The sequence below is a fragment of the Paenibacillus chitinolyticus genome, assembly GCF_045038035.1.
Taxonomy (GTDB): domain Bacteria; phylum Bacillota; class Bacilli; order Paenibacillales; family NBRC-103111; genus Paenibacillus_F; species Paenibacillus_F chitinolyticus_A.
The window spans coordinates 2603760-2625397 of the sequence record NZ_CP173427.1; the positions used below are offsets into that span (position 1 = coordinate 2603760).

18 protein-coding genes are annotated in these 21638 nt (G+C 52.6%); 16 read left to right on the forward strand and 2 right to left on the reverse strand.

Annotated features, from left to right (window positions below; translation table 11 throughout):
* The 3 genes from ACI48J_RS11945 to ACI48J_RS11955 all read left to right on the forward strand — a co-directional run bounded on the left by ACI48J_RS11945 (position 1) and on the right by ACI48J_RS11955 (position 4049).
* On the forward strand, positions 1 to 1467 hold the full coding sequence (locus tag ACI48J_RS11945) for an ATP-binding protein (RefSeq protein ID WP_405083210.1): 1467 nt from the start codon (positions 1 to 3) through the stop codon (positions 1465 to 1467).
* Complete coding sequence (locus ACI48J_RS11950) at positions 1464 to 2615, forward strand: TolB family protein (RefSeq protein WP_405082911.1); 1152 nt, start codon at positions 1464 to 1466, stop codon at positions 2613 to 2615. Before ACI48J_RS11945 ends, ACI48J_RS11950 begins: the two co-directional genes overlap by 4 nt.
* Positions 2616 to 3020: 405 nt before the next feature.
* Positions 3021 to 4049: a response regulator gene (locus ACI48J_RS11955; protein WP_405082912.1), complete on the forward strand. Its 1029-nt coding sequence runs from the start codon at positions 3021 to 3023 to the stop codon at positions 4047 to 4049.
* A 287-nt stretch (positions 4050 to 4336) separates the two neighbouring features.
* On the opposite strand, the gene ACI48J_RS11960 is transcribed toward ACI48J_RS11955, so the two are convergent.
* Positions 4337 to 4735, reverse strand: a complete 399-nt coding sequence (locus ACI48J_RS11960; RefSeq protein ID WP_326052609.1) for a RidA family protein — start codon at positions 4733 to 4735, stop codon at positions 4337 to 4339.
* A gap of 405 nt (positions 4736 to 5140) precedes the next feature.
* On the opposite strand from ACI48J_RS11960, the gene ACI48J_RS11965 reads away from it, so the two are divergent.
* The 13 genes from ACI48J_RS11965 to ACI48J_RS12025 all read left to right on the forward strand — a co-directional run bounded on the left by ACI48J_RS11965 (position 5141) and on the right by ACI48J_RS12025 (position 20001).
* Positions 5141 to 6427: a maltose ABC transporter substrate-binding protein gene (locus ACI48J_RS11965; protein WP_326052608.1), complete on the forward strand. Its 1287-nt coding sequence runs from the start codon at positions 5141 to 5143 to the stop codon at positions 6425 to 6427.
* Positions 6428 to 6463: 36 nt separating this feature from the next.
* On the forward strand, positions 6464 to 7762 hold the full coding sequence (locus ACI48J_RS11970) for a carbohydrate ABC transporter permease (protein WP_405082913.1): 1299 nt from the start codon (positions 6464 to 6466) through the stop codon (positions 7760 to 7762).
* Positions 7763 to 7780: 18 nt separating this feature from the next.
* Positions 7781 to 8614, forward strand: coding sequence for a sugar ABC transporter permease (locus ACI48J_RS11975; protein WP_326052605.1), 834 nt, complete (start codon positions 7781 to 7783; stop codon positions 8612 to 8614).
* Positions 8615 to 8652: 38 nt separating this feature from the next.
* On the forward strand, positions 8653 to 10491 hold the full coding sequence (locus ACI48J_RS11980; RefSeq protein WP_405082914.1) for a glycoside hydrolase family 13 protein: 1839 nt from the start codon (positions 8653 to 8655) through the stop codon (positions 10489 to 10491).
* A gap of 32 nt (positions 10492 to 10523) precedes the next feature.
* Positions 10524 to 11438 carry a LacI family DNA-binding transcriptional regulator gene (locus ACI48J_RS11985; protein WP_405082915.1) on the forward strand — a complete coding sequence of 305 codons (915 nt, stop codon included), beginning with the start codon at positions 10524 to 10526 and terminating at the stop codon, positions 11436 to 11438.
* A gap of 26 nt (positions 11439 to 11464) precedes the next feature.
* A complete protein-coding gene (locus tag ACI48J_RS11990) occupies positions 11465 to 12823 on the forward strand; it encodes an alpha/beta hydrolase (protein ID WP_405082916.1) in 1359 nt (452 codons plus the stop codon).
* The gene (locus ACI48J_RS11995; RefSeq protein ID WP_405082917.1) at positions 12820 to 14163 is read left to right on the forward strand and encodes an alpha/beta hydrolase; all 1344 of its coding nucleotides are present in this window, start codon (positions 12820 to 12822) and stop codon (positions 14161 to 14163) included. Before ACI48J_RS11990 ends, ACI48J_RS11995 begins: the two co-directional genes overlap by 4 nt.
* 22 nt (positions 14164 to 14185) lie before the next feature.
* Positions 14186 to 14782 (forward strand): hypothetical protein, encoded by a 597-nt coding sequence (locus tag ACI48J_RS12000; RefSeq protein WP_405082918.1) that lies wholly within the window; start codon positions 14186 to 14188, stop codon positions 14780 to 14782.
* Between the two features lie 447 nt (positions 14783 to 15229).
* Positions 15230 to 16669 (forward strand): FAD-dependent oxidoreductase, encoded by a 1440-nt coding sequence (locus ACI48J_RS12005; RefSeq protein ID WP_405082919.1) that lies wholly within the window; start codon positions 15230 to 15232, stop codon positions 16667 to 16669.
* Between the two features lie 519 nt (positions 16670 to 17188).
* On the forward strand, positions 17189 to 18058 hold the full coding sequence (locus ACI48J_RS12010; RefSeq protein ID WP_405082920.1) for an aminoglycoside 6-adenylyltransferase: 870 nt from the start codon (positions 17189 to 17191) through the stop codon (positions 18056 to 18058).
* A gap of 189 nt (positions 18059 to 18247) precedes the next feature.
* A complete protein-coding gene (locus ACI48J_RS12015) occupies positions 18248 to 19006 on the forward strand; it encodes an alpha/beta fold hydrolase (RefSeq protein WP_405082921.1) in 759 nt (252 codons plus the stop codon).
* Positions 19006 to 19596 carry a TetR/AcrR family transcriptional regulator gene (locus ACI48J_RS12020; protein WP_405082922.1) on the forward strand — a complete coding sequence of 197 codons (591 nt, stop codon included), beginning with the start codon at positions 19006 to 19008 and terminating at the stop codon, positions 19594 to 19596. Before ACI48J_RS12015 ends, ACI48J_RS12020 begins: the two co-directional genes overlap by 1 nt.
* A 21-nt stretch (positions 19597 to 19617) precedes the next feature.
* The gene (locus ACI48J_RS12025; protein ID WP_405082923.1) at positions 19618 to 20001 is read left to right on the forward strand and encodes a nuclear transport factor 2 family protein; all 384 of its coding nucleotides are present in this window, start codon (positions 19618 to 19620) and stop codon (positions 19999 to 20001) included.
* Positions 20002 to 20238: 237 nt separating this feature from the next.
* Here ACI48J_RS12025 and ACI48J_RS12030 read toward each other — a convergent pair whose 3' ends face one another.
* Positions 20239 to 21102, reverse strand: coding sequence for a hypothetical protein (locus ACI48J_RS12030; protein WP_405082924.1), 864 nt, complete (start codon positions 21100 to 21102; stop codon positions 20239 to 20241).
* Positions 21103 to 21638 lie beyond the last annotated feature (536 nt).

A 21638-nucleotide genomic window follows, 5' to 3' on the forward strand; every position in this document is an offset into this window, starting at 1 on the left:
ATATTCTCGACCATCAGAGCCAAATTTCTGATCGGGCTGTTCGTGATTTTTTCCGTTTCTTACCTGCTGCTGAATCATTTCGTCGTCCGGATCATTGAAACCAGTAATGAAAAGATCATTTCGCAGGACTTGATCCAGCTCAAAAACAACAGCAGCATTTACGTCAAACAGGCGTTTCTGATTAACCATTTCAACACGGACGACGTGTACTTCCAGCAGATGGCGGAGGAAATGGTCCGGGATCTGAACCATGTCACCTCCAGCGATACAAGCGCCTATTCGGTTGCGGGAGAACTGATTTTTGCATCGGACGAAACGAAGTTTTTATCGGCGAACGCGGACGATCTTCAGCATGCGCTGGACGGAAAAACAGCCTACCGGATTCAATACACGGACGAGAAGGCGGAAGTGTTTTATGCCTATCCGGTTATCGTCGAAGGCAAGAAAGTCGGTATTCTACGCTTCGGCAAAGATTTTTCTTTGCTGTACGAACAAAAAAAACACATTTTGGATGTTTTTTCCACCGTAACGATTGCCATTTTTATTGCGGCGTTTGTTTTTTCCTATCTGTTGTCCAGAAACATTACGATTCCCCTGATCAAGCTTACAAGAGCTTCTTCGGAAGTGACGAACGGCAACCTGAATATCAAGATCGGTTTTCGCAGAAAAGACGAGATCGGACAGCTTGCGCATAACTTCGGCAATATGATCGTTCAGATCAAGAAACAAATTCAGCGGATTAAGAAGGATCGTGACCGCCTGGAAGAACTGAACCGGCATCGGAAGCAATTTTTCGATCATGTCACGCATGAACTGAAAACGCCTCTTACTTCGATCATCGGGTACGCGGAGCTTATCCGAGAAGTAGGCAGCCGGGACGAAGCTTTTTTTGCCAAAGGAATGAATCATATCGTGAACGAAAGCAAACGGCTGCACGAAATGGTGCTTCAACTGCTCACCCTATCCAGGGAAACCGGCGGTCAGGATGCGACGGAAACGGTCGAGCCGGGCCATATTCTGCGTGACGTATGCGACGGAATGCTGCTGAAAGCCCAGAGGTACAACAAATTCATTCATTGTGAGGCGGACGAAAACCTGACCCTGGTCGCGGACCCGGCTAAAATCAGGCAGCTTTACATCAATATTATCGACAACGCGATCAAATACGGGCGGTCTCCGTCGACGGTTCAGGTTAAAGCCGAGAAACTGCCGGGGTTCATCCGGGTTACCGTAGAGAACGAGGGGGAAACGATCCCGTCCGGTGAATTAGCTAAAATTTTCGAGCCGTTCTACCGGGTAAACGGACCGGCCGACCGGGAAGCGGGCAGCTGCGGTCTGGGCCTGAGCATCAGCAAAGCGATTGTGGACGGGCTCGGCGGTACGATCGGGATGAGGAGCGATGAACAGGTGACGACGGTCATCATCGAATTGCCTTACGAGGAGGCCCGTGAGGAGGAATCAGAATGAAAAGACGATCTATGCTGAGCTTGCCGCTTCTTCTGGCGGCATTAGCTCTGCCGGCCAGCTGCGAGGGATCACCGAAGGCGAAAACCATCGTGATCGGAGATACGGCAGAAAACGCGCATAGGGAAGAGGAAAGCCCCGATTTTGAAACGAACAAAATTTACAAACTCTCCTTGCCCGGAAACAAGGCGGTAGATGTATGGGGATGGATGTCCTCCCGCCTTTTGCTCGCTTCTTACAAGAATCAGGAGACGAAACAGGATATCCAACTGGTGGATTACCGGAATTTGTCCGCCGTGAGCTTGACCCCGCTTGCCGGGAATGCACAGTCCGGGAAAACTTCACCCGACGGGAAGTATATGGCCTATACGGGTCAGTCCCGTACGGGGGAGACTTTGTATGTACTCGATTTAAACACGGCGCAAAGCTTCGCCCCCGGAATACCGGATAAAGGGAAAGGGATTACCAGCGCCATGACCTGGTCCAACAACGGCCGATACTTGTCTTTTACGGTGAAAAGCAGAGAGTACGGGACCGAATCCATTGTCGTGTACGACATGAAGAACCGGGCTGCGCAGGAAATTCCTCTGCCGAGATGGCAGGAAAACAGCGAGGCCCCCGCTCCACGGTCGCTGAAACGCGATAGCAAATATACGGTGATTTCGGTTAAATTTGCGGACGACGGCAGCACGGCCCTGATGGGGCGTATAGGCGAGGACGGTTCGTATGTTACTCTCGGGGCGGTAGAAGAAGATAAATGGACCCGCAAGTTCGAACATTCGGCCAGCGAGCGGCAGTTTGATTATGTGAACGGCAGCCAAATTATTTTTCTCGACGCCAAAAATACACTGACGCTTTACGACGAGCGCGATGAGAATACAGTCGCACTGTCTGCGGGGATCAGCACTTTCCGCCTGTCGGGCGATAATAAAACGATTGCCTACGCAAAGGACGAAGAGTCTCTCTACGTCGCAAAGCTGCAGGGCCATAACATGATTAAGGAGAAATTGGTCTACAAGGGCCTTGTGCTGTCCCAAATGGACTGGAGTCCCGACAATAAGAAAATTTTGATAACGGGCTGGAAGTCTTACGACAGAGGGCCTGCTACAGGCAATCCGGAACAAACCCCGCTTGTGATCGAATTCAAATAAAATCCCTGTCTCCGCCCCGGCGGCATGCAGGGATTATTTCGTCTAGGCGCGGATTTCCAAAATGGAAACATTTTGTTTACAAGTTAGAGAGCTTTCTTTTACAAGCCGGGCTTATAACTATAGATAACCCCCGTTAGCCTCGGCGTAAGAAATGCGGATGGGGGGAGGATGCCGGAATGATAAGAATGCTTCTGCTGATCACGACCCTGCTGAACGAATAACCGGTGAAACTTCCGGCCGGATCTTCCGCTTCATGACCTGATCGGACCGATTCCGTATTTTAATGATTCATTCGAGCTTCTGATGATAGCCTCTGCGGGATGAAGGAGCCTATAATGGCGCTGAGATACGGGTTGTAAACGGGTCCGTCAGGATACTCCGACATAAGAAAAGGGGATTCGTAAGGTGTATACAATCTTACTGGTTGACGATGAATCAACGACGATTAAACTGATGCGTTATATGCTGGAGAATTCCAGGTTTCCGGTTCTGCGCATTTTCGAAGCTGCCGACGGGAAAGAGGCGCTCCGTATGATGCGCGAGTACGGGGCCGATCTTGTCGTAACCGACATAAGCATGCCTTATATGACCGGCCTGGAGCTGTGCCGTCAGCTTTCCGGGGAGTTCCGGCACACGCCCGCCATCATCGTGTCCGAGCACGATAAATTCGAATACGTGAGAGAGGCGCTGGTCTGCGGAGTGAAAGATTACCTCTTGAAGCCGCTGTGCAAAGAGCGCTTTCTGTCTTCCGTACGCAGGACGCTGGAGGAGCTGCCGGAAACGGTTCATACCATCGGCGAGACCTCGGACAGATGGAGAGGGCTTGCGGATACCTGGGTCGAAGCGGTGCTTCAGGAGAACCGCACGGTTCAGGAGATGACGGGCCGCAAATGGCTGGCTTCGCTGCAAGGGGTGCCCCCTTCTCTGTGCCTGAAGTGGCACAGCGCTTTTCACCGCATCCTTCTGCAGAGCGCCGCAGCCAAGCTCGAAAGAGAGGTCGATTGCTCTCTGCAGCCTTATCACGGACAAACCGGCGCCGAGCTGACGAATTGGATCATAGCCGATTTCAAAGCTCTGCAGCATGCCGTGAAACTGGCGGCTTATACGGATAACCAGCGCATGATCTATAACGCGCAGAAATATATCCAGCAGCACTACAACAAAGAAATCACGCTGGAAGAACTGGCTTCGTCCGTTGGGTATTCCGCTCCTTATTTCAGCTATCTGTTCAAACTGAAAACCGGGATTTCTTATATGGCTTACCGCACTCAACTGCGGTTGAAACGGGCTCAGGAGCTGCTGCTTAAAAGCGACAAGTCGATGCCGCAGATTGCCAGCGAGGTCGGTTACAACGATGTAACGAGCCTGATCCGCGCCTTTAAAAAAGAGCTGGGCTACACGCCTTCGGATTACCGGAAAAGCGGCTTAGTTTAAGCAGCGAAAGCGGGAGAAGCCGGAATTCAAATTTGTTGAGTACATAACTGTTTTAAATTAAAACGCTTAAATATTTGGAAGACCAACCGGGAGACCTCGTCTGATGGGGGCTGCCGGTTGGTCTTTTCAATCGAGAGAGCGGCCGGACGATACCCAGGATAGGGGGAAGGGGGAGGACTTCAAATGTCGCTTTTTTAAGGCAATAAAATATCCGGTTAGTCATAAAAATGAACATAAAAACCCCCACGCAATGTTCGATTACGTGAGGGAGAATGAATTGGTCGGGATTAGACTTTAGCCGCCCATATCTCAATTTCAATTTTTAGTTCAGGTAAGCCTAATTCCGAGATATAGCCGATCGTCATAGCAGGATAATTAAGGCCGAACAATTCGGCCCATTTTTCATATAAAAAATCCCAGTCGATTTTTTGGGTAGCCCATATGTTGACTTTAATAATATGTTCGGATGATAATTCCTCGGCGTGCAAGACAGTTTGGATATTATCGAAAGTATACCGGATTTGTTCGTTCATGCTATCGGGAATCTTACCGTTTCGATCCGCTCCGATTTGACCGGAAGTGACATACAGCTCCGCATTTCTTGGGATTTTGGTAATGTGAGTGTAGTTGCCTACGGGGCTGCACATACCTGCCGGATTTTTTCTGGTGATTTTGGAGTTTTCCATTTTATATGACCTCGCATTCTATAAATGACCTGCCGTTTTCACTGCTCGCTTTTGGACAGACTTTGCCCGTAAAAGTGAATGCTAGAAAAAAACAGCGGTAGAGTATCCGTAACCGACGGACAGAAACCCCATAGACTTCTTCTTCATGGATCGGATACCCCTTTCTTTATACATGCGAAGAGAACAATTGAATACATTGTAGACCAGATTCTAGGGGGTGTCAAAATTTGTGACGGCCAAACGTGTTTGAACGGTTGCATGTAAGACACCCTATGAATAGGCAAAAGCATTTACCATTTTTTATCATTGACTCCTTGGAAAGATACCCTTTATGATGTGGTTAAGCAATTACTTAAACGTTTCAGTACTTAAACGATTCAGTAATCAAATGAAGGGGGAAACATCATGTCCAAACGCTTATTTTCCGCCGGAATTGCCGTTCTCTTAAGCGTGACCGGCTTAACCGGTTGCGGTAACGATGAGCCTTCGCCTTCCGCGCAGCCGCAGGAACAGGGCGGAGGAAATGCGCAGCAGAAGGAGCTCAAACCCGAAAGCGGTGCCAAGCTCGTCGTGTGGGAATCGAAGGGTCCCGAACTGGATTATTTAAAAACCGTCGCCGCAAGCTTCGAGAAGGAATACGGAGTTCCCGTAAAGGTGGAACCCGTCCCGGCCATCGATACCGTGAAAAAGCTGACCACCGACGGTCCGGCCGGAATCGGGGCCGACGTCTTCTCCGCACCGCACGACCAGCTCGGCAATGCCGTCATGACCGGCCTTGTGCTGGAAAACGACGCTTTCGGCGAAGAGGACAAAAAGCAGCTGCTGCCTTCGGCTTTGGAAGGCGTCAGCTATTCCGGCGCCCTCTACGGATTTCCGACGGCCATCGACACGTACGCGCTTTTTTACAATAAAAAAGCGATGCCCCAAGCTCCGAAAACATACGAGGAGATCGTAAAATTCGCCGAAACCTACAACGATCCGGCGAACAAAAAGTTCGCCCTGATGTGGGACGTCGGGCAGCTGTACCAGTCGTATTCGTTCCTTGCCGGCTACGGAGGTTATGTTTTCGGCGGCAAAGGCACCGATCCGAACGATATCGGGCTGAACAGCCCGCAAGCGGTCGAAGGAGCCAAGTATTTGCAATCGCTTAAAAAAATTCTGCCGCTGAATATCCACGATATCAACGACAATATCATCACCGGCTTTTTCCAGGAGGGGAAAACGGCCTCCGTCATTAACGGGTCTTGGCTTATTTCCAGCTTGTCCAAAGCCGATTTCGAGTTCGGCGTCGCTCCGCTGCCGCTGCTGCCTAACGGGGAGCATCCCGTAAGCTTCTCCGGCATCCGGGCCCTGTACGTCAATTCGTATACGAAGTACCCCGATGCGGCAAAGCTGTTCGCAAGCTATGCGACAAGCAAAGACCATCTGATCGAGCGGTTTAAAATGACGGCTCAGCTGCCTCCGAGGCAGGACGTCATGACGGACCCGGTCCTCACCTCCGATCCTTACGCGCCCGCTTTCCTGGAGCAGGCGAAGCATTCGGTGCCCATGCCTTCGATTCCCGAGATGGGCAACGTCTGGGTGCCGGCCGGAACCGCTATTTCCTCGTTGTGGAACGAGAACCAAGACCCTGCCGCCGTTTTGACGAAGGCCGTGGAACAAATCAAAACCGCGATGAAAACAACGAAATAAGCGGAACATCAAAACCTAAGTTAGGCGGTCTGACGTATGCAAGTAAATCCAAACAATCGCCGGCACCGGATACGGGCCGCTGCGGGCTCGGCGGCACTCATCGGCCTGGGGCAGCTCTACAACAGGCAGATTGTCAAAGGGCTTCTGTTTCTCCTTTCGGCACAGTTGTTTATCTGGAGCTACTGCCCGCTGGCCCTGCGGGGAATAGCCGGACTGATCAGCCTGGGTGACGTGCCGACCAAAGTGGTCCGGGGCAAAGTCATACCCGGCGACCATTCCATCTTTCTGATGATCAACGGAGTGATGACCTGCGTGATCGTGCTGTTGTTCATCGGATTCTACGCCCTGAACATTGCGGACGCATGGAAGAACGGAGAGCTTAGAGACAGAGGAAAGCCCGTTCCCGGATTTCGGGCGTCGGTGAAGCAGGCGAAGTTCAAGCATTTCCCGTACCTGCTTCTGCTGCCCGCGTTCGTGTTTGTTCTTTTCGTCACGGTGATCCCGCTCGTGTTTAACGTTATGATCGCGTTTACGAACTATTCGGCGCCCGGCCATATCCCGGATCGTTCGCTGGTCGATTGGACCGGACTCCGGACCTTTACCGATTTGTTCGCCCAGAAAGCGTGGCGGTCGACCTTCCTCGGCATTTCGCTGTGGAATATCGTCTGGGCGACAGCCTCCACGATAACGGTCTTTTTTAGCGGACTCCTTCTGGCGATGATGATCAATCACCCGCGTATCCGCTTCAAAAAGTTTTGGAGAACCGCCTTTATGCTTCCCTGGGCCGTACCGCAATTCATTTCGATTCTGGTATTCCGCGTGCTGCTCAACGGCTCGTTCGGTCCCGTCAACGGATTTCTGGCCAGCCTCGGCTTGCCGCCGGTGTCCTGGCTGTCCGATCCGACGATTGCCAAAGCATCGATTCTGCTCGTGAATCTGTGGTTCTCGACTCCTTTTCTGATGGCCCTGATGGCGGGGATTTTGACGACGATGCCCCGGGATCTCTACGAGGCGGCCGATGTGGACGGGGCTACCGCTGCGCAGAAATTTTTCGGAATTACGCTGCCGCTTGTGAAGCTCGCCACGGCACCGATTTTTATTATGCAGTTTGCGTTTAACTTCAATAACTTCAATCTGATTTATTTGCTGACGGACGGGAAACCGAACAATCCCGATTATTATTACGCCGGAAGTACGGATATCCTGATTTCGTGGATTTTCAAAATGACGCTGAATCAGAGCCAGTTCAATATGGCCTCGGCCGTCTCCATCATTATGTTTGTGTTCATTGCCCTGTTCTCCTTATGGAATTACAGACGGATGAAGGCACTTTGAGAAGAGGAATGGGTCTGCATGAGGAAATTTAAAGACAATCTGACCGTTACGGGAATCTATCTCGTTTTTATCGCGCTGCTTGTCGCAACGGTTTACCCGATCCTGTGGGTGATCGGCACTTCGTTGAATCCGGGGCAGAGTCTCCTGGTCAGCCGGATGATCCCGGATCATCCCACTTTCGCCCACTATGCCGAGTTGATCAAGCAGACGGACTTTGTGCTGTGGTACCGCAATACGGTCAAGATCGCCCTGGTGAACGCCGTCGTTTCGACAACGCTTGTGGCCGCCACGGCCTATGCCTTCTCCCGGTTCCGGTTCAAGGGTAGGCAGCAGGGATTGATGACCCTGCTCATTCTGCAAATGTTTCCGGGCTTCTTATCCGTCATGGCTCTATTTGTTCTCCTGCTTCAGACGAAGCTGCTGGACACGCACACGGGCTTGATTCTCATTTATGCGGGAGGCTCCGTTTCGATGGGAACCTGGGTGATGAAGGGGCATTTCGATACGATTCCGAAGAGCCTGGAGGAGGCGGTATTCATAGACGGGGGGAGCCACGCCGACGCGTTTTTTAAAATCATTTTCCCCCTGTCGCTGCCGGCGGTTACTTTCGTCGCTCTGAACAGCTTCATCACGCCGTTTATGGATTTTATTTTGCCGCAAATCGTGCTGAGGTCTTCGGAAAAAATGACGCTGGCCCAAGGCTTGTACAGCATGGTAGCCACCGAGACGAATTCGAGCTTTACGCTGTTCGCCGCCGGAGCCGTGCTAGTGGCACTTCCGATTACCTGCCTGTACATGTATTTCCAGAAGTATCTGATCCACGGAATTACGGCAGGGGCGGACAAAGGATAGACAATAGAGCGGAATACTAGGAGAAAAAGGAGCAGACCATGTTACTGGAAGCGATCGACCACCGGTCGGGGCAGGCTTACTGCTATGCCTACGACGAGCGTACCGTGCATATCCGGCTGCGCACGAAAAAAGACGATGTTGACGCCGTGCACGCGCTGCACGGAGACAAATACGATTGGGAGCGGACAGCTCTTGAAACAAGGCTGTACAAGACAGGCAGCGACCAATTGTTCGACTACTGGCAGGGAGAGTTGGTCCCGCCGCATTACAGATTGAGATACGCTTTTAAACTGACTTCGGGGGAAGAGGTCGTATGGTTGACCGAGAAAGGGTTCGGCACGGAAAAATCGCAGGACCCGCTCACGTTTTTCGATTATCCGTTTTTGTGGCCGCAAGAGGTGCTGAAACCGCCGGCCTGGGTGAAGGAAGCCGTCTTCTACCAAATCTTCCCCGATCGCTTCGCGAACGGAGATCCGGCCAACGATCCCCCGGGCGTCCGTCCTTGGAGCGACTCCGATCCGGGGCCGCACGATTTTTACGGCGGAGACCTGCAGGGGGTGTACGACCGCATCGACTATTTGACTTCGCTCGGCGTAAACGCGATCTATTTCACACCGCTGTTCGAAGCGGCGACGAACCATAAGTACGACACGGCCGATTACAGGAAAGTCGATCCGGCTTTCGGGGATACGGCGCTGCTGAAAAAGCTGGTTGCCGCGTTCCACGAAAGAGGCATCCGCGTGATCCTCGATGCGGTGTTCAATCACAGCGGAGAAGGATTCGCCCCGTTCATGGATGTGCGGGAGAAAGGTCAGGACTCTCCTTACCGGGACTGGTTCCACATCAAGGAATTTCCGCTGAGGACGGAGCCGAGACCGTCTTATCACTGTTTCGCGTTCGAGTCCCACATGCCGAAGCTCAATACGGCCAATCCCGAAGTCAGAAACTATCTGCTTGACGTGGCCGAGTATTGGGTGCGGGAGTGCGATATCGACGGCTGGAGGCTGGACGTGGCCAACGAAGTCGATCACGAGTTCTGGCGGGAATTCCGCAAGAAGCTGAAAGCGCTGAAGCCCGATTTCTACATCCTGGGCGAAATTTGGCACGATGCGATGCCGTGGCTTCAGGGGGACCAGTTCGACGCGGTCATGAATTATCCCGCCACCGACGCCATTCTCGACTATTTCGCCCAGGGCGAAATCGATGCCCGGGAGCTTGGCAGCCGGATAAACCGCCTGCTCGCTTCCTATCCGCAGCAGGTGAACGAGGCGGCCTTCAACATCCTTGGCAGCCACGACACCCCGCGGCTTCTGACCCGGATACCGGACGAGGCGAAAGCGAAGCTGGCGGTTCTGCTCCAGTTCACGCTCCCCGGAACTCCCTGCATTTATTACGGGGACGAAATCGGAATGCAGGGGGGGCCTGACCCCGATTGCCGGAAGCCGATGCAGTGGGATACGGCCCGGCAAAATCACGGCCTTCTCGCGTTTTACCGCATGCTGATCGAGCTGCGGCGGACACGCCGCGCTTTGAGTGAAGGCACTTTCCGGGTTGTTTACGCGGAGCAGGATCAGCTTATCGTGCTGAGAAAGAACGCGGAGGAGGAGCTTTACATCTGCGTGAACAACAGCAGCCGGGAGGCCTCCTGCCACGTTTTCGAGCCGGAGCCGGTCTCTTCCGCCGCGAATGCGCAAAGCGAGCTTCGGCCGGGCCCGGAGAGAGGCGGCCTCATCCGGCCGGAAGCCGAAGTGATTCTCGGCGGGGGGGCGTTTGTCCGGACCGAGAACGGCCTCTCGGCAGCGCTGCCGCCGTACGGCTGGCTGGTCGCATCGGTGCCCCTGGGGCGGTTTGACACCGGACAAGGGGATATGCTTTAATCAACCTAAACGTTTAAGTAGGAGCGATTAGGATGAAGAAAGCAACCATCAAAGATATAGCCAAAGCGGCGGGTGTCTCCATTGCCACCGTTTCGTATATTTTGAACGATGTGAAGACCCAGTCCATCTCGGACGAAACGCGCGTCAAGGTGATGAAAGCCGCCCGGCAGCTTAAATACGTGGCGAACCGGACCGCGCAATCGTTAAAAATCAAAAAAACGGGCCTGATCGGCATTTTGCTGTTTCAGGGGGACGAAGACCGTTACTGGTCCGATTTTAAATATGCCAAAACAGTAAGCAAAATCGAACAGATTTGCGGACAACTCGGATACCATGTCATTTTTATGCAGGTCCGTAGCCGGCTTTCGGATTACAAAATGATCATGGAGCGGAATTTGGACGGCGTTTTCCTTCTTAATGCGGATCAGGAACGTTTCGGCACGGTCTCCAATTATTTCGGTTTCGGTATTCCCGTCTTTGTCATCGACAGTTATATCGAAGATTCGCTGTTTCACAAAATCATTCCGGATTTCGCGCAAAGCTTCCGGGCTTGCGAGGCTGCCCTTGGCGGGCGGCCGGAGTTTCTGGTCACGGATGCTTACAACAACGCGAAGCTTGCCGGTTTCATTCGGGAACAGTCCGGTTTGGAGGATGAACGGATTTGCACGTATGACAGTCCGGAACAGCTGAACGATTTCCTGTCGCGGTTTGAAGGGAAGCCGGGGATCGTGATCAACGAATTTCTGGCGCTTGAAGTGCTGAAAAAGACGCCCCGCATTGCCGCCGTATGCACGTGCCATTGTCCGCAGGTCCTTCCGTGTACGGTAGGGAGGATTACGTTCGATTTGAATGACTATCAGGAAATAGTTCATAAAATGGATCGTTACATTCAAGATGCGGACTATGTAGATCCTGAAAAATTTTACTACTTGTCCGGCACTCCGTAACGATCCGTTTCAAAGGAGAGTTCACGGTGAGTTCATCGCGGTTAATCGAAATCAATCCTTTTTATTCTCATACCTTGAAAAACGAGCGGACAATTTATGTGTATTTGCCGCCAAGCTATCATTCGAACGACGGGAAAAGATATCCCGTCCTGTATATGCAGGACGGCCAGCATGTTTTTTTCAAAGACCGGAAGGGCGAGTCCTGGGATGTTCATCTCACCGTCGACGAGTTGACTGCGCAGGGCAGGATGAGAGAAATCATCGTCGTCGCCGTTTCGCATGTGGAGGACGCGCGCATCGCCGAATATATGCACGCCAATCCGGACGGCCACAACCTTTTCAACACCACCAATCAAGGCGAACTATACGAGACGTTTCTCGTCCATGAGGTGAAGCCTTTCATAGATGAGACCTACCGGACCTTGACGGAGAAAGAGCATACCGCTCTGATGGGATCGTCCGCCGGTGGACTTGTATCCTACAACATCGGCTTCCGGCAGCCGGAAACGTTCGGCATGATCGGAGCGTTGTGCCCTTTCTTCGTAAGCGTAGATCCGGCCACGATGGAAGACCGGTGGCTGAGCACCGTCTATACCGACAAAAAACCGCTGAAAATATGGATGGATGTCGGGGACGCGGAAGGCTTCACGGTTATGGAGAAGCATGTGAGACAAGTCGCGGATAGGCTGATGGACGCGGGCTACGAGCCGGGCGAAGATTTCATGTATTATTTCGCCGTCGGCTCGGGCCATTCTCAGAAAGACTGGGCGGCCAGAGTCCATGCGCCTCTTCTGTATTTTTTCGGCGAAATCGGAACTCCGGTACGCGTAGATCTTCTCGGCCCGGAAAGAATCGGTCTGCAGGGTCCGTCCTGCGCGCTTAATCCTGTCGTTCATTATGACAGCGGCTTTATGATGACCGATCTGGACGCGGACTATGAAGTAACGGACCCGGGTATCGTCGAGGTAACGGCCGAAGGCAGGCTCCTTCCAAAGCGGGAAGGAAGCGTCACCGTCCGTTACAAGGGGCAGGGGCTGGCGGCGAGTCTGGACTTGACCGTCGTTGCGCATCTTTCCGATACGGTCAGCGTCACGATGTTCGTCGAAGTGCCGGCCTGCACGCCGAAGACGGATACGCTCTATGCGGGCATCGAATTGCCGATGATCGGAGAGAGGCTCTATGGAGGCACGTTCCAAGTGCCGCGGGGTATTTCCTTCGAGTTCCGTATTTCGCGCGGCCTCGGCAAGCACGAAACGTACGCAAGCGGAAAGGAAATACCTTACCGCAAATTTACGGCCCGCGAGGGGCTGGAGCTGTCTTACAAAGTGGAACACTGGGTAGACGTTCCGCCAGAGACGGAAGCAAAGGAGGCGGCAAACGGATGAGGAGTCGGTCGAGTTTGTTGAAAATCGAACAGTTTTATTCGGCTCTTTTGAACAACCGCCGCGATCTGTTCGTATATCTTCCGCCCGGTTACGGCGAAGAGAGCGGCAGGCGTTATCCGGTCTTGTACGTGCATGACGGACAAAATATTTTTCATCCCGCCTTTAACGGCTATTCGTGGAACCTTCATGAAACGGCGGACCGGCTCGTTCAAAACGGCCTGATGGAGGAAATCATCATAGTCGGCATCGCGAATATGGGCATGCAGCGGTCGGATGAATTCACTCACGAGCTGGAAGGCGTCGATTATTTGCGCGACAAAGTGGACATCCGGCCGATAGGGCAGCTTTACGAACAGTTCATCACCGATGAATTGATGCCCTATATCGACTCGCTGTTCCGCACGAAAAAAGGGCCGGAGCACACGGCCATGATGGGATCGTCCCGGGGAGGTCAAGTGACCTATCATATCGGCATGCGCCGCCCGGACCTGTTCGGGAAGCTGGCCATCCTGTCGCCCTATTTTTACTGCGTCGATCCCGTAACTCTGGAGGAAGCGCGCCAGTATCATACCTGGACGGACAAAGTCCCGTTATCCCGGATCTGGATCGATTCGGGAAGCTGCGAGGGCACGCTGATTCTGGAAAAACATGTGCGGGAAGCGACGGAAAGCCTTCTGCGGCTGGGCTATAAACCGGATGACGAGCTCGTTTATTACCTGGACCCGACCGGCACTCATTCGGAAAAGGACTGGGCCGCGAGAGTGGCGTCTCCGCTACTGCATATGTTCGGGGTAAAAGGAGCTCCTGCCAAGCTTAGTCTGGAGGGAGAAGAAATCGCGGGTATCCGGGGGCCGGAAATGCGTCTGAATCCGATCACGGAATTTGACAGCGGGTTTAAAATGTCGCTGCTAAGGGCGGATTACGCGGCCGAAGACGGGACGATCCTCGAGATGCGTGAAGACGGCACCCTGGTGCCCGGGCGTGAAGGGGAGACCGCCGTTAAGGTGAGTTACGGCGGCCTGTCCGCAACGCGGTCGATCCGTGTCGCCGGAGAGCTCAAGGAGCATGTCACGCTTGAGCTGCTTGTGCACGTGCCTGCGGATACGCCGGAAACCGCGGCTTTGTACAGCTGGATTCCGCTTCGCAGAGAAGCGGGCGAACCCGGCCTATATTCCGCACGTCTCACCGTTCCCCTTAATGCGGCTTTTGAGTACCGGATCAGCCGGGGGGACGGAGCCGTGGAAGCGGATCAGGCCGGGCAGGCGGTTACGCGCTTTTACAAGGCAGAAGCTGACGGCCGGCTGGAACTAACGGTACACAGCTGGAAGAATCCTCGGTAAGGGAAGAGGGAGGAAATTTTAGATGAACAAAATGATCGTTAGCGTGCTGCTCGGATCTTTGATTGTTTCCGGAAGCCTGATGATGAACGGAACGGCCATGCGGCCCGCATTGCCGAATTACGGTATGGCGGATGGCAGGGCGGCTCTTCCGGGAGCGGGCGGCATCCCAGATGTTAAGGTTCCGGTGCTTGACGGAGTCGAATCCGGCGGCGAGAAGACTTATGCTCAGCTGCCCGTGACACAAACCGCAAATAATATCGAAGTTACCGTGCATGCCGTCAGGCTTAAGGCCGACACGGCGGATTTCGAGGTGACGATCCGAAATCTTTCGGACCGGGAGCCGATCTCGCCGGATCTCGCAAGCGTCTCTGTCGTTACGAATGAAGGCCTGGCCGGCCGTCACTCGGAGAAGGTACATGCTGCGCAGAATAATCCGGATTTCGAGCAGGCGGTGATCCTGCCCGGCAAGGAGAGATACGGGTGGCTGAGCAGCGGTGCGTGGAGTGAGGAAGCTCCCGGGCGTCTCACTCTGAAGGTGACAATCCGCAGCAACAGCGGAGTGGGGCAGGCGTTTAGCATCCCCGTTGACTGCCGGGGGCTTACGTTCCGCACTCTTTGATGACACGGGCCGTTACGGGTATTAATGCCGAGACGGAAGAAGAGAGACGGAGCCGGACGGATTGGTCAGAGAAGCGCTAGAGAGTCAGGCAGATAGAGATAGGTACGAGTGAGGGCAAGAGCAAGAGCAAGAGCAAAAGCAAAAGCAAAAGCAAGAGCAAAAGCAAGAGCAAGAGCAAAAGCAAAAGATAACTGGATGCCGCACTCAGGTGCGGCTTTTTGCCGTATGCATGTGGCCCTGTGGCAGGCACCGCGCATCGGCTTAAATACCTCTTGCATCTTTTGAAGCAAAGGTGTAAGATAGGGCCATAAAGACATTGTGATTTATTTCACAGAATAAACTCGATCCGTTGTTATTATTTATCCGCTTTGGCTAACCGCCAACAGCTCTTTTTTTAAAGAAAGTATGTGAATTAATTCACTAATAAAATTTCGGGAGGCTATCATCATGACATTCAAAGTTGCCGTAATCGGATGCACACACGCAGGAACCGCCGCTGTTAAAAACATTGCAACCCAATATCCCGACGCGGAAATCACGGTTTACGAGCGTAACGATAATATTTCGTTCCTTTCGTGCGGAATCGCGCTTCATGTCGGCGGGGTGATCGGGGATGCGCAGGGGCTTTTCTACAGCAACCCGGAAGAGCTTGCCCGGCTCGGTGTCGTTACCCGGATGCGTCACGAAGTGCTGGAAGTCGATGTGCAGGCCAGGACGCTCCGGGCCCGCAATCTGGAAACCGGGGAAGAGTTCGGCGACAGCTACGACAAGCTGGTCGTGACGACAGGTTCGTGGCCGGTCATTCCCCGGATGGAAGGCATCGGGCTGGAGAACATCCAGCTGTGCAAAAACTACGGCCATGCCCGTGAAATCATCGCCCGCGCGGCGGACGCGAAGCGCATCACGGTAATCGGAGCCGGTTATATCGGCATCGAGCTGGTCGAAGCGTTCCGCGATCTGGGCAAAGACGTGACGCTGATCGACAACATGGACCGCGTCATGGCCAAGTACCTGGACCCCGAGTTCACCGGCTTGGCCGACAAGGAACTCCGGGAGCGGGGAGTACGGCTCGCGCTCGGGCGGACCGTCGAAGGCTTCCGCGGTACGGACGGCAAGGTCCGCGAGGTCGTGACGACCGACGGCACTTTCGAGACCGACATGGTCGTGCTGTGCATCGGCTTCCGTCCCGGAACGGATCTGCTCAAAGGCCAGGTGGATATGCTGCCGGGCGGTGCTATCCTCGTGGACGATTATATGCGCACGAGCCATCCCGACGTGCTGGCCGCCGGAGACAGCTGTGCCGTCCGGTACAATCCGACGGGCGAAGCGGCTTACATCCCGCTGGCGACGAATGCGGTGCGCATGGGAACGCTGGCCGCTATGAACCTGCAGAAGCCGGTCGTCCGGTACCAGGGCACCCAAGGCACGTCGGCCATCAAGCTGTTCGACTGGAACATCGCTTCGACGGGGCTTACCGAAGGAGCCGCGGCTGCGGCGGGCATGATTGTGAAGGCCGTCCTCATTCATGAGAACAACCGGCCGGAATTTATGCCGACTTATGACGACGTGATGCTGAAGCTGGTTTTCGAAGCGGAAGGCGGCCGCTTGGTGGGAGCGCAAGTGATGTCGAAAGCGGATTTGACTCAGGCCGTCAATACGCTGTCGGTTTGCATCCAGAACCGGATGACCGTCCAGGAGCTTGCTTTTGTGGATTTCTTCTTCCAGCCGCACTATAACAAACCGTGGAACCTGCTAAATACGGCAGGCCTGGCGGCGATGAAACGGCTCGATGAAACGGCGAAGGCTGCCGTAACAGAGCAGGAACGTATGGAACCCGGCACCGAACGTGCCGATGCCCGGCCTCACGGTAAATACGGTGTCGCGTAAAAAGACTGAACGGCGGACGAAAGCTGCTCCGATCTTATGACCTGCCAAATATAGAACCCGCTGCCGTTTTATAAGGGGAGCGGGTTCTTTTTATTCACGCGTATTTCTATTTATGACCCTTAGCGGGCTCGAACTGCTGACCCTCAGCCGATCAAGATACGGCTCTAGTTCAGCGGCAGCTCCCATCTCAAAAAGAGAAATTTCCGTCTGTCCCACGAATAGAGTAAAATATAGTAGAAGCTGAGCAGCCGGTTTTCCAACCTGACTGACGGAAATTTGGCGCAGCGCATTTAAGATACGGCGGGCTTTTTAGCACCGGCCACAACAAGAAAGCCGTCACATACATACGCAGCTAAAACGGGCTTTTAAACGGCCCTGTCTTACAATTTTTAACCGGGAGGATAAGCTGATGACATTTGCGGAACATTTTACATAACTCCGTTTACCGGATATCCGGGGACCTCCTTGAAATGTTTTCTTTTCAAAATTCGGACATGAAAACTCGGGAGGTGCCGATCCATGCGTTCGGAACAAGAAATGTTTAATCTGGTATTAACAGTGGCGAAGAATGACAGCCGTGTAAGAGCGGTCGGTTTGAACGGTTCGAGGACGAATCCGAATGTTCCCAAAGACATTTTCAGGGATTACGATATCGTCTATCTCGTCACGGATATGGAGTCTTTTATAAACGACCCGGAATGGGTGAACGTTTTCGGCGAACGGATGATTATGCAGACGCCGGAAGAGATGGCTCTGTTTCCTAACGAGCTGGGAAACCGGTTTACCTATCTCATGTTATTTGAAGACGGGAATCGGATAGACCTGATGCTTATTCCTCTTGAGGAGAAAGAAATGTACTGCCGGGAAGACAAGCTGACGATGATCCTGCTTGACAAGGACAACGCTTTGCCGGTCGTACCGCCTCCAACTGATGAAGACTACTGGGTGCAGCGGCCGAGCGCCGAATTTTACGCCGATTGCTGCAACGAATTCTGGTGGGTGTCCACTTATGTCGCCAAAGGACTGTGGAGACAGGAAATTTTGTATGCGATCGATCATATGAACCTGGTCCGGGCGATGCTGCTCAAAATGCTGGAATGGAAGGTCGGGATCGATACCGGCTTCTCGCTCAGTATCGGGAAGAACGGCAAATTTTTAAAACGGTACCTGGATGAAGAATCTTGGAGCAAGCTTTTGTCGACCTATGAAAACGGCAGTTATGAACAGGTTTGGAACGCTTTGTACGCGATGGGAGAGCTTTTTGAGCCTGCTGCCCTTCAAGTGGCGGCCGAATTCGGATATGTTTATCCTGCAAAAGAAGCGGAGAAGATCAAACCGTTTTTGCGGCGAGTTCAATTCCTTGCTCCGGATGCGCGGGACATCTATTAACAGTTCTTGAAACGAAAAAGAACCCTGACACATAGCTGTCAGGGTCTTTTGGTTACGATGGGAACTGAAACGGACAGCGAAGGCTGGAAAACGGGCGCTCATAAATTTTATATTAACCGTACGTTCATTCAATAATAAAATAATGGTACTGTAATGGAATATTCTTCATGCGGAAAGGAGTTCATGTAGATGGATCTGTATTATGAAATACAGGGAAAAGGCGCTCCGGTCGTGCTCATCCACAGTCCCGGTGTAGACTCTCGTGAATGGAAGCTCATCGCTCCAATTTTGGCGCAGTCGTTCCAGGTGATCACGTTCGACGGCCGGGGGACCGGGAAATCCCCCGCTCCGACCGATCCGATCAATCTAGTCGAAGATCTGAAGCATCTGCTTGAACATTTGAATATAGGGCAGGCTGTCCTGATCGGTCATTCCATGGGCGGGCAGGCGGCAGCGGATTTCGCTTTGACTTATCCTTCGATGGTTAGCCGACTTATTCTGCTCGCCCCGGCGCTTACCGGTTTTCCTTACTCGGAGGCATTCACGCAATGGATGGCCCAAGTGAACTCTTTCGCCCCCGATCTCGGCAAAATGATCGACTACTCCTTGGCCGGACCTAATTACCAAGTCGTCATGTCGAGTCCGCAGCGGGATTTTCTGATTGAGATGCATACGGACTATATGCGCAAAGTTTTTACGGAATGGAAGAGTTTCGAAGTGAACTGGCCTCAGCCTCCCGCGATCGAGCGTTTAGAGGAGATTGCCGCGCCAACCTTGTTTCTGCATGGAACGGTGGAATGGGGGGATATGGAAGGCGTTGCGGAGCAATATAAGCGTGTCCCTTCGTGTGAAATCATCCGCATAGTAGGCGCCGACCATATGCTGACATTGACTCATCCCGCGGAAACGGCCGGTTATATCGAACAGTTTCTGAAGGAACCTATCTGATGCCGCGTTCAAGGGAAGAAAACGAGCGCGTCCGCCGGCTTGCCCAAGAAAACATCCGGACATCTGCGATGCAAGTTTTTATAGAGAAGGGCTATTATAACGCTTCTATTGCCGATATAGCAAAGAGGGCGGGGGTTTCCAAAGGGCTTTTGTACAATTATTATAAAGGAAAAGAAGAACTTCTCGGCGACATGGTACAAAGCCGGATAGAAGAAATCGAAGACGTCATGCAAAAAGCGGCTTCTATGGGTACCCCGACCGAGCAGTTGAAACATATCATCGACGGCGCCATCGACAATGTGCTCCAGCATCCGAAAATTTACCGGTTTTATTTGCATCTGCAAACGCAGCCCGAAGAAGATCTGCTGCTGTCCCGGTACAGCCAGATGCTCAATGAAGAAATGGCCCGGCAGTTTCAGCTTCAGTGTGAAATGTTCCGTAAACTCGGAGTTCCCGATCCCGAAATTAGATCGCTTCATTTTTCTTCGGCCATCCACGGAATTTCCCTGATGATTTCGACCTATCCCGAGCATTACCCTGTCCGGCAGGTGAAGGAACAGTTGTTTCGCGATTTTTGTGCTACCGAGTAAATATTCGAGAGGAGCGTCAAGATGGAGAACCGTGCGGCGCAAAGTTTGATTGAAAAATACGTGGAGGCCTACAACGCTTTCGATATCGAAGGCATGCTTCTGCTTATGCACGAGGAGATTGTGTTCCGGAATATCTCTAACGGCGTGGTGAATGCGGAGACGGAAGGAAAAGACGCTTTTCGCGAATTAGCCGGACAATCCCAAAAGCTGTTCTCCCAGCGCTGTCAGACAATTACGGATTATGCGGTCATTGGCGACCGGGTCGAAGTTGGGATTGATTACGAGGGAACTCTTGCGGCCGATCTGCCTCACGGTCCTAAAGCGGGGGAAAAGATCGCTCTTAAAGGAAAGTCGGTATTTAAAATTGAAGACGGCAAATTGCTTGTAATCGAAGATTACAGTTAAAAGGGTATCCGGGAGGGATTTCCGTGCTTTCAGCGAAAGGTGCGGGCCTTCCCCGTACAGAGCGGTTTTGGTCCACGGCGGTGGTTATTCGGCGGCGCAATGCGAAACGTGAAACGACGCCACGCAAAGCAGCCGAAGTTTCATCCGGAGAGTGATATTGGGCACGGTATATGCGGTGTACGAACGCAAACAGGTGCAGGCTTTTTAGCCTGCACCTGTTATTTTTTTGTCCCGGCGTCAGTAGCGGTCCATAATCAACTGAGTCTTGAGCGAATCCTGCGCGAGGAACCAGCCCTTGCTCTGCAGCAGCGCGATCAGTTCATCGTGCTTCGCGGACGCGGTTGATTCGCTCGTCGTCTTGAACGAAGCTTCGACTATGTATTCGGTGCCGGTTCCGGCAGAATTCCGGATCGGCCATACTTCGATGTACAGCTTCAAGCCGTTCCAAGTGCCGATCGAGCGTTTGGCAAGCACAGGCCCGTAGTAGCGGGAGCTTCCGAGCAGACTCGTGCCCCAGCCGTTGCTGAGCCAGTCGTCGAACTTGCCCGGCGCATTGCTGATCATCAGGCTGCGGGCATCGCTGACAGACGGAAGATCCATGCCGCTGTATCCGGATTTGCTGGCATTTTTGCTTCGCGTGATGCTCAAGGTTTTGTTCTGGTAGCCCCACTCGACTTGCGCTTCGTAGTTCGTATCGCTTGAGTCGAATCCGTCCTGGTTCGCTTTCGTAAGGGCGGCGTTGATATCGTTGTTTGCGATCGGGTACCGCTTTTTGTAGCTCAGCTCGAATTTGCTCTCGCCTTCGGTTTTACGAATGCGGGTGCTCCAGCCGCCGGTATAAATAGTTTTGGCGTTCGTGTCCAGGAAAGCCACATTCATTTTGGTAACGCTGGACGGCATGGCGAACGTATCCAGCACGTCGCTTTTAAGCTTGTTATCCGAGCCCAGAACGGCCGCCGGACTCATCAAAATCTTTACCTCGTAATCGGGTACCATGTTGCTTGCCGCATGTGCGGGTTCGGACTGGATAACCGTTCCGGTCAATAAAATCGAACCGACGGTCAGGACAAGCGCGGTGGTGCGGAGCAAACTTGTAAACATCTAATTTTCTCTCCTTTATTCTCATCTTTAATAGTTTCCCATTATTTAGAATAAAGAACGTTTATTAGCTCATCGTCAAGCGAAAGAACGATTTATGTAAATCCCGCTTTCTTTATATTCGCAGAGAAGTGAAAGAATTGAGGTGTGGTCCGGAGAGAGGGGCGGGAATCGGGCTTAATCGACAAATACCCACGTTTCGGCAATGACATATGTCACACATAATGTTGTTATTTTGTAAAATTGGATAAATATAGACCTTATTATTAAATTAATACAAAATAGTTCAAAAATACCATGATTACCGTGGAGACATCAGTTATAATTGGTAATTGATGGTGAATTATGTAATTTTATAAGAAGAGGAAGCAAATGGAACTCCTACAAAGCTTGAAAGCCAAAATAGTTTAGCTTCAAACGCAAGAATTCTCTTGTTTCAAAACCCGGTAGACGGGGATGATTTTTATCCATTTGTTAAACTGCCCGCGAAGGGAGGATACCTTTACTCATTATCTCTATCCGACATCATCTGTCAAGTT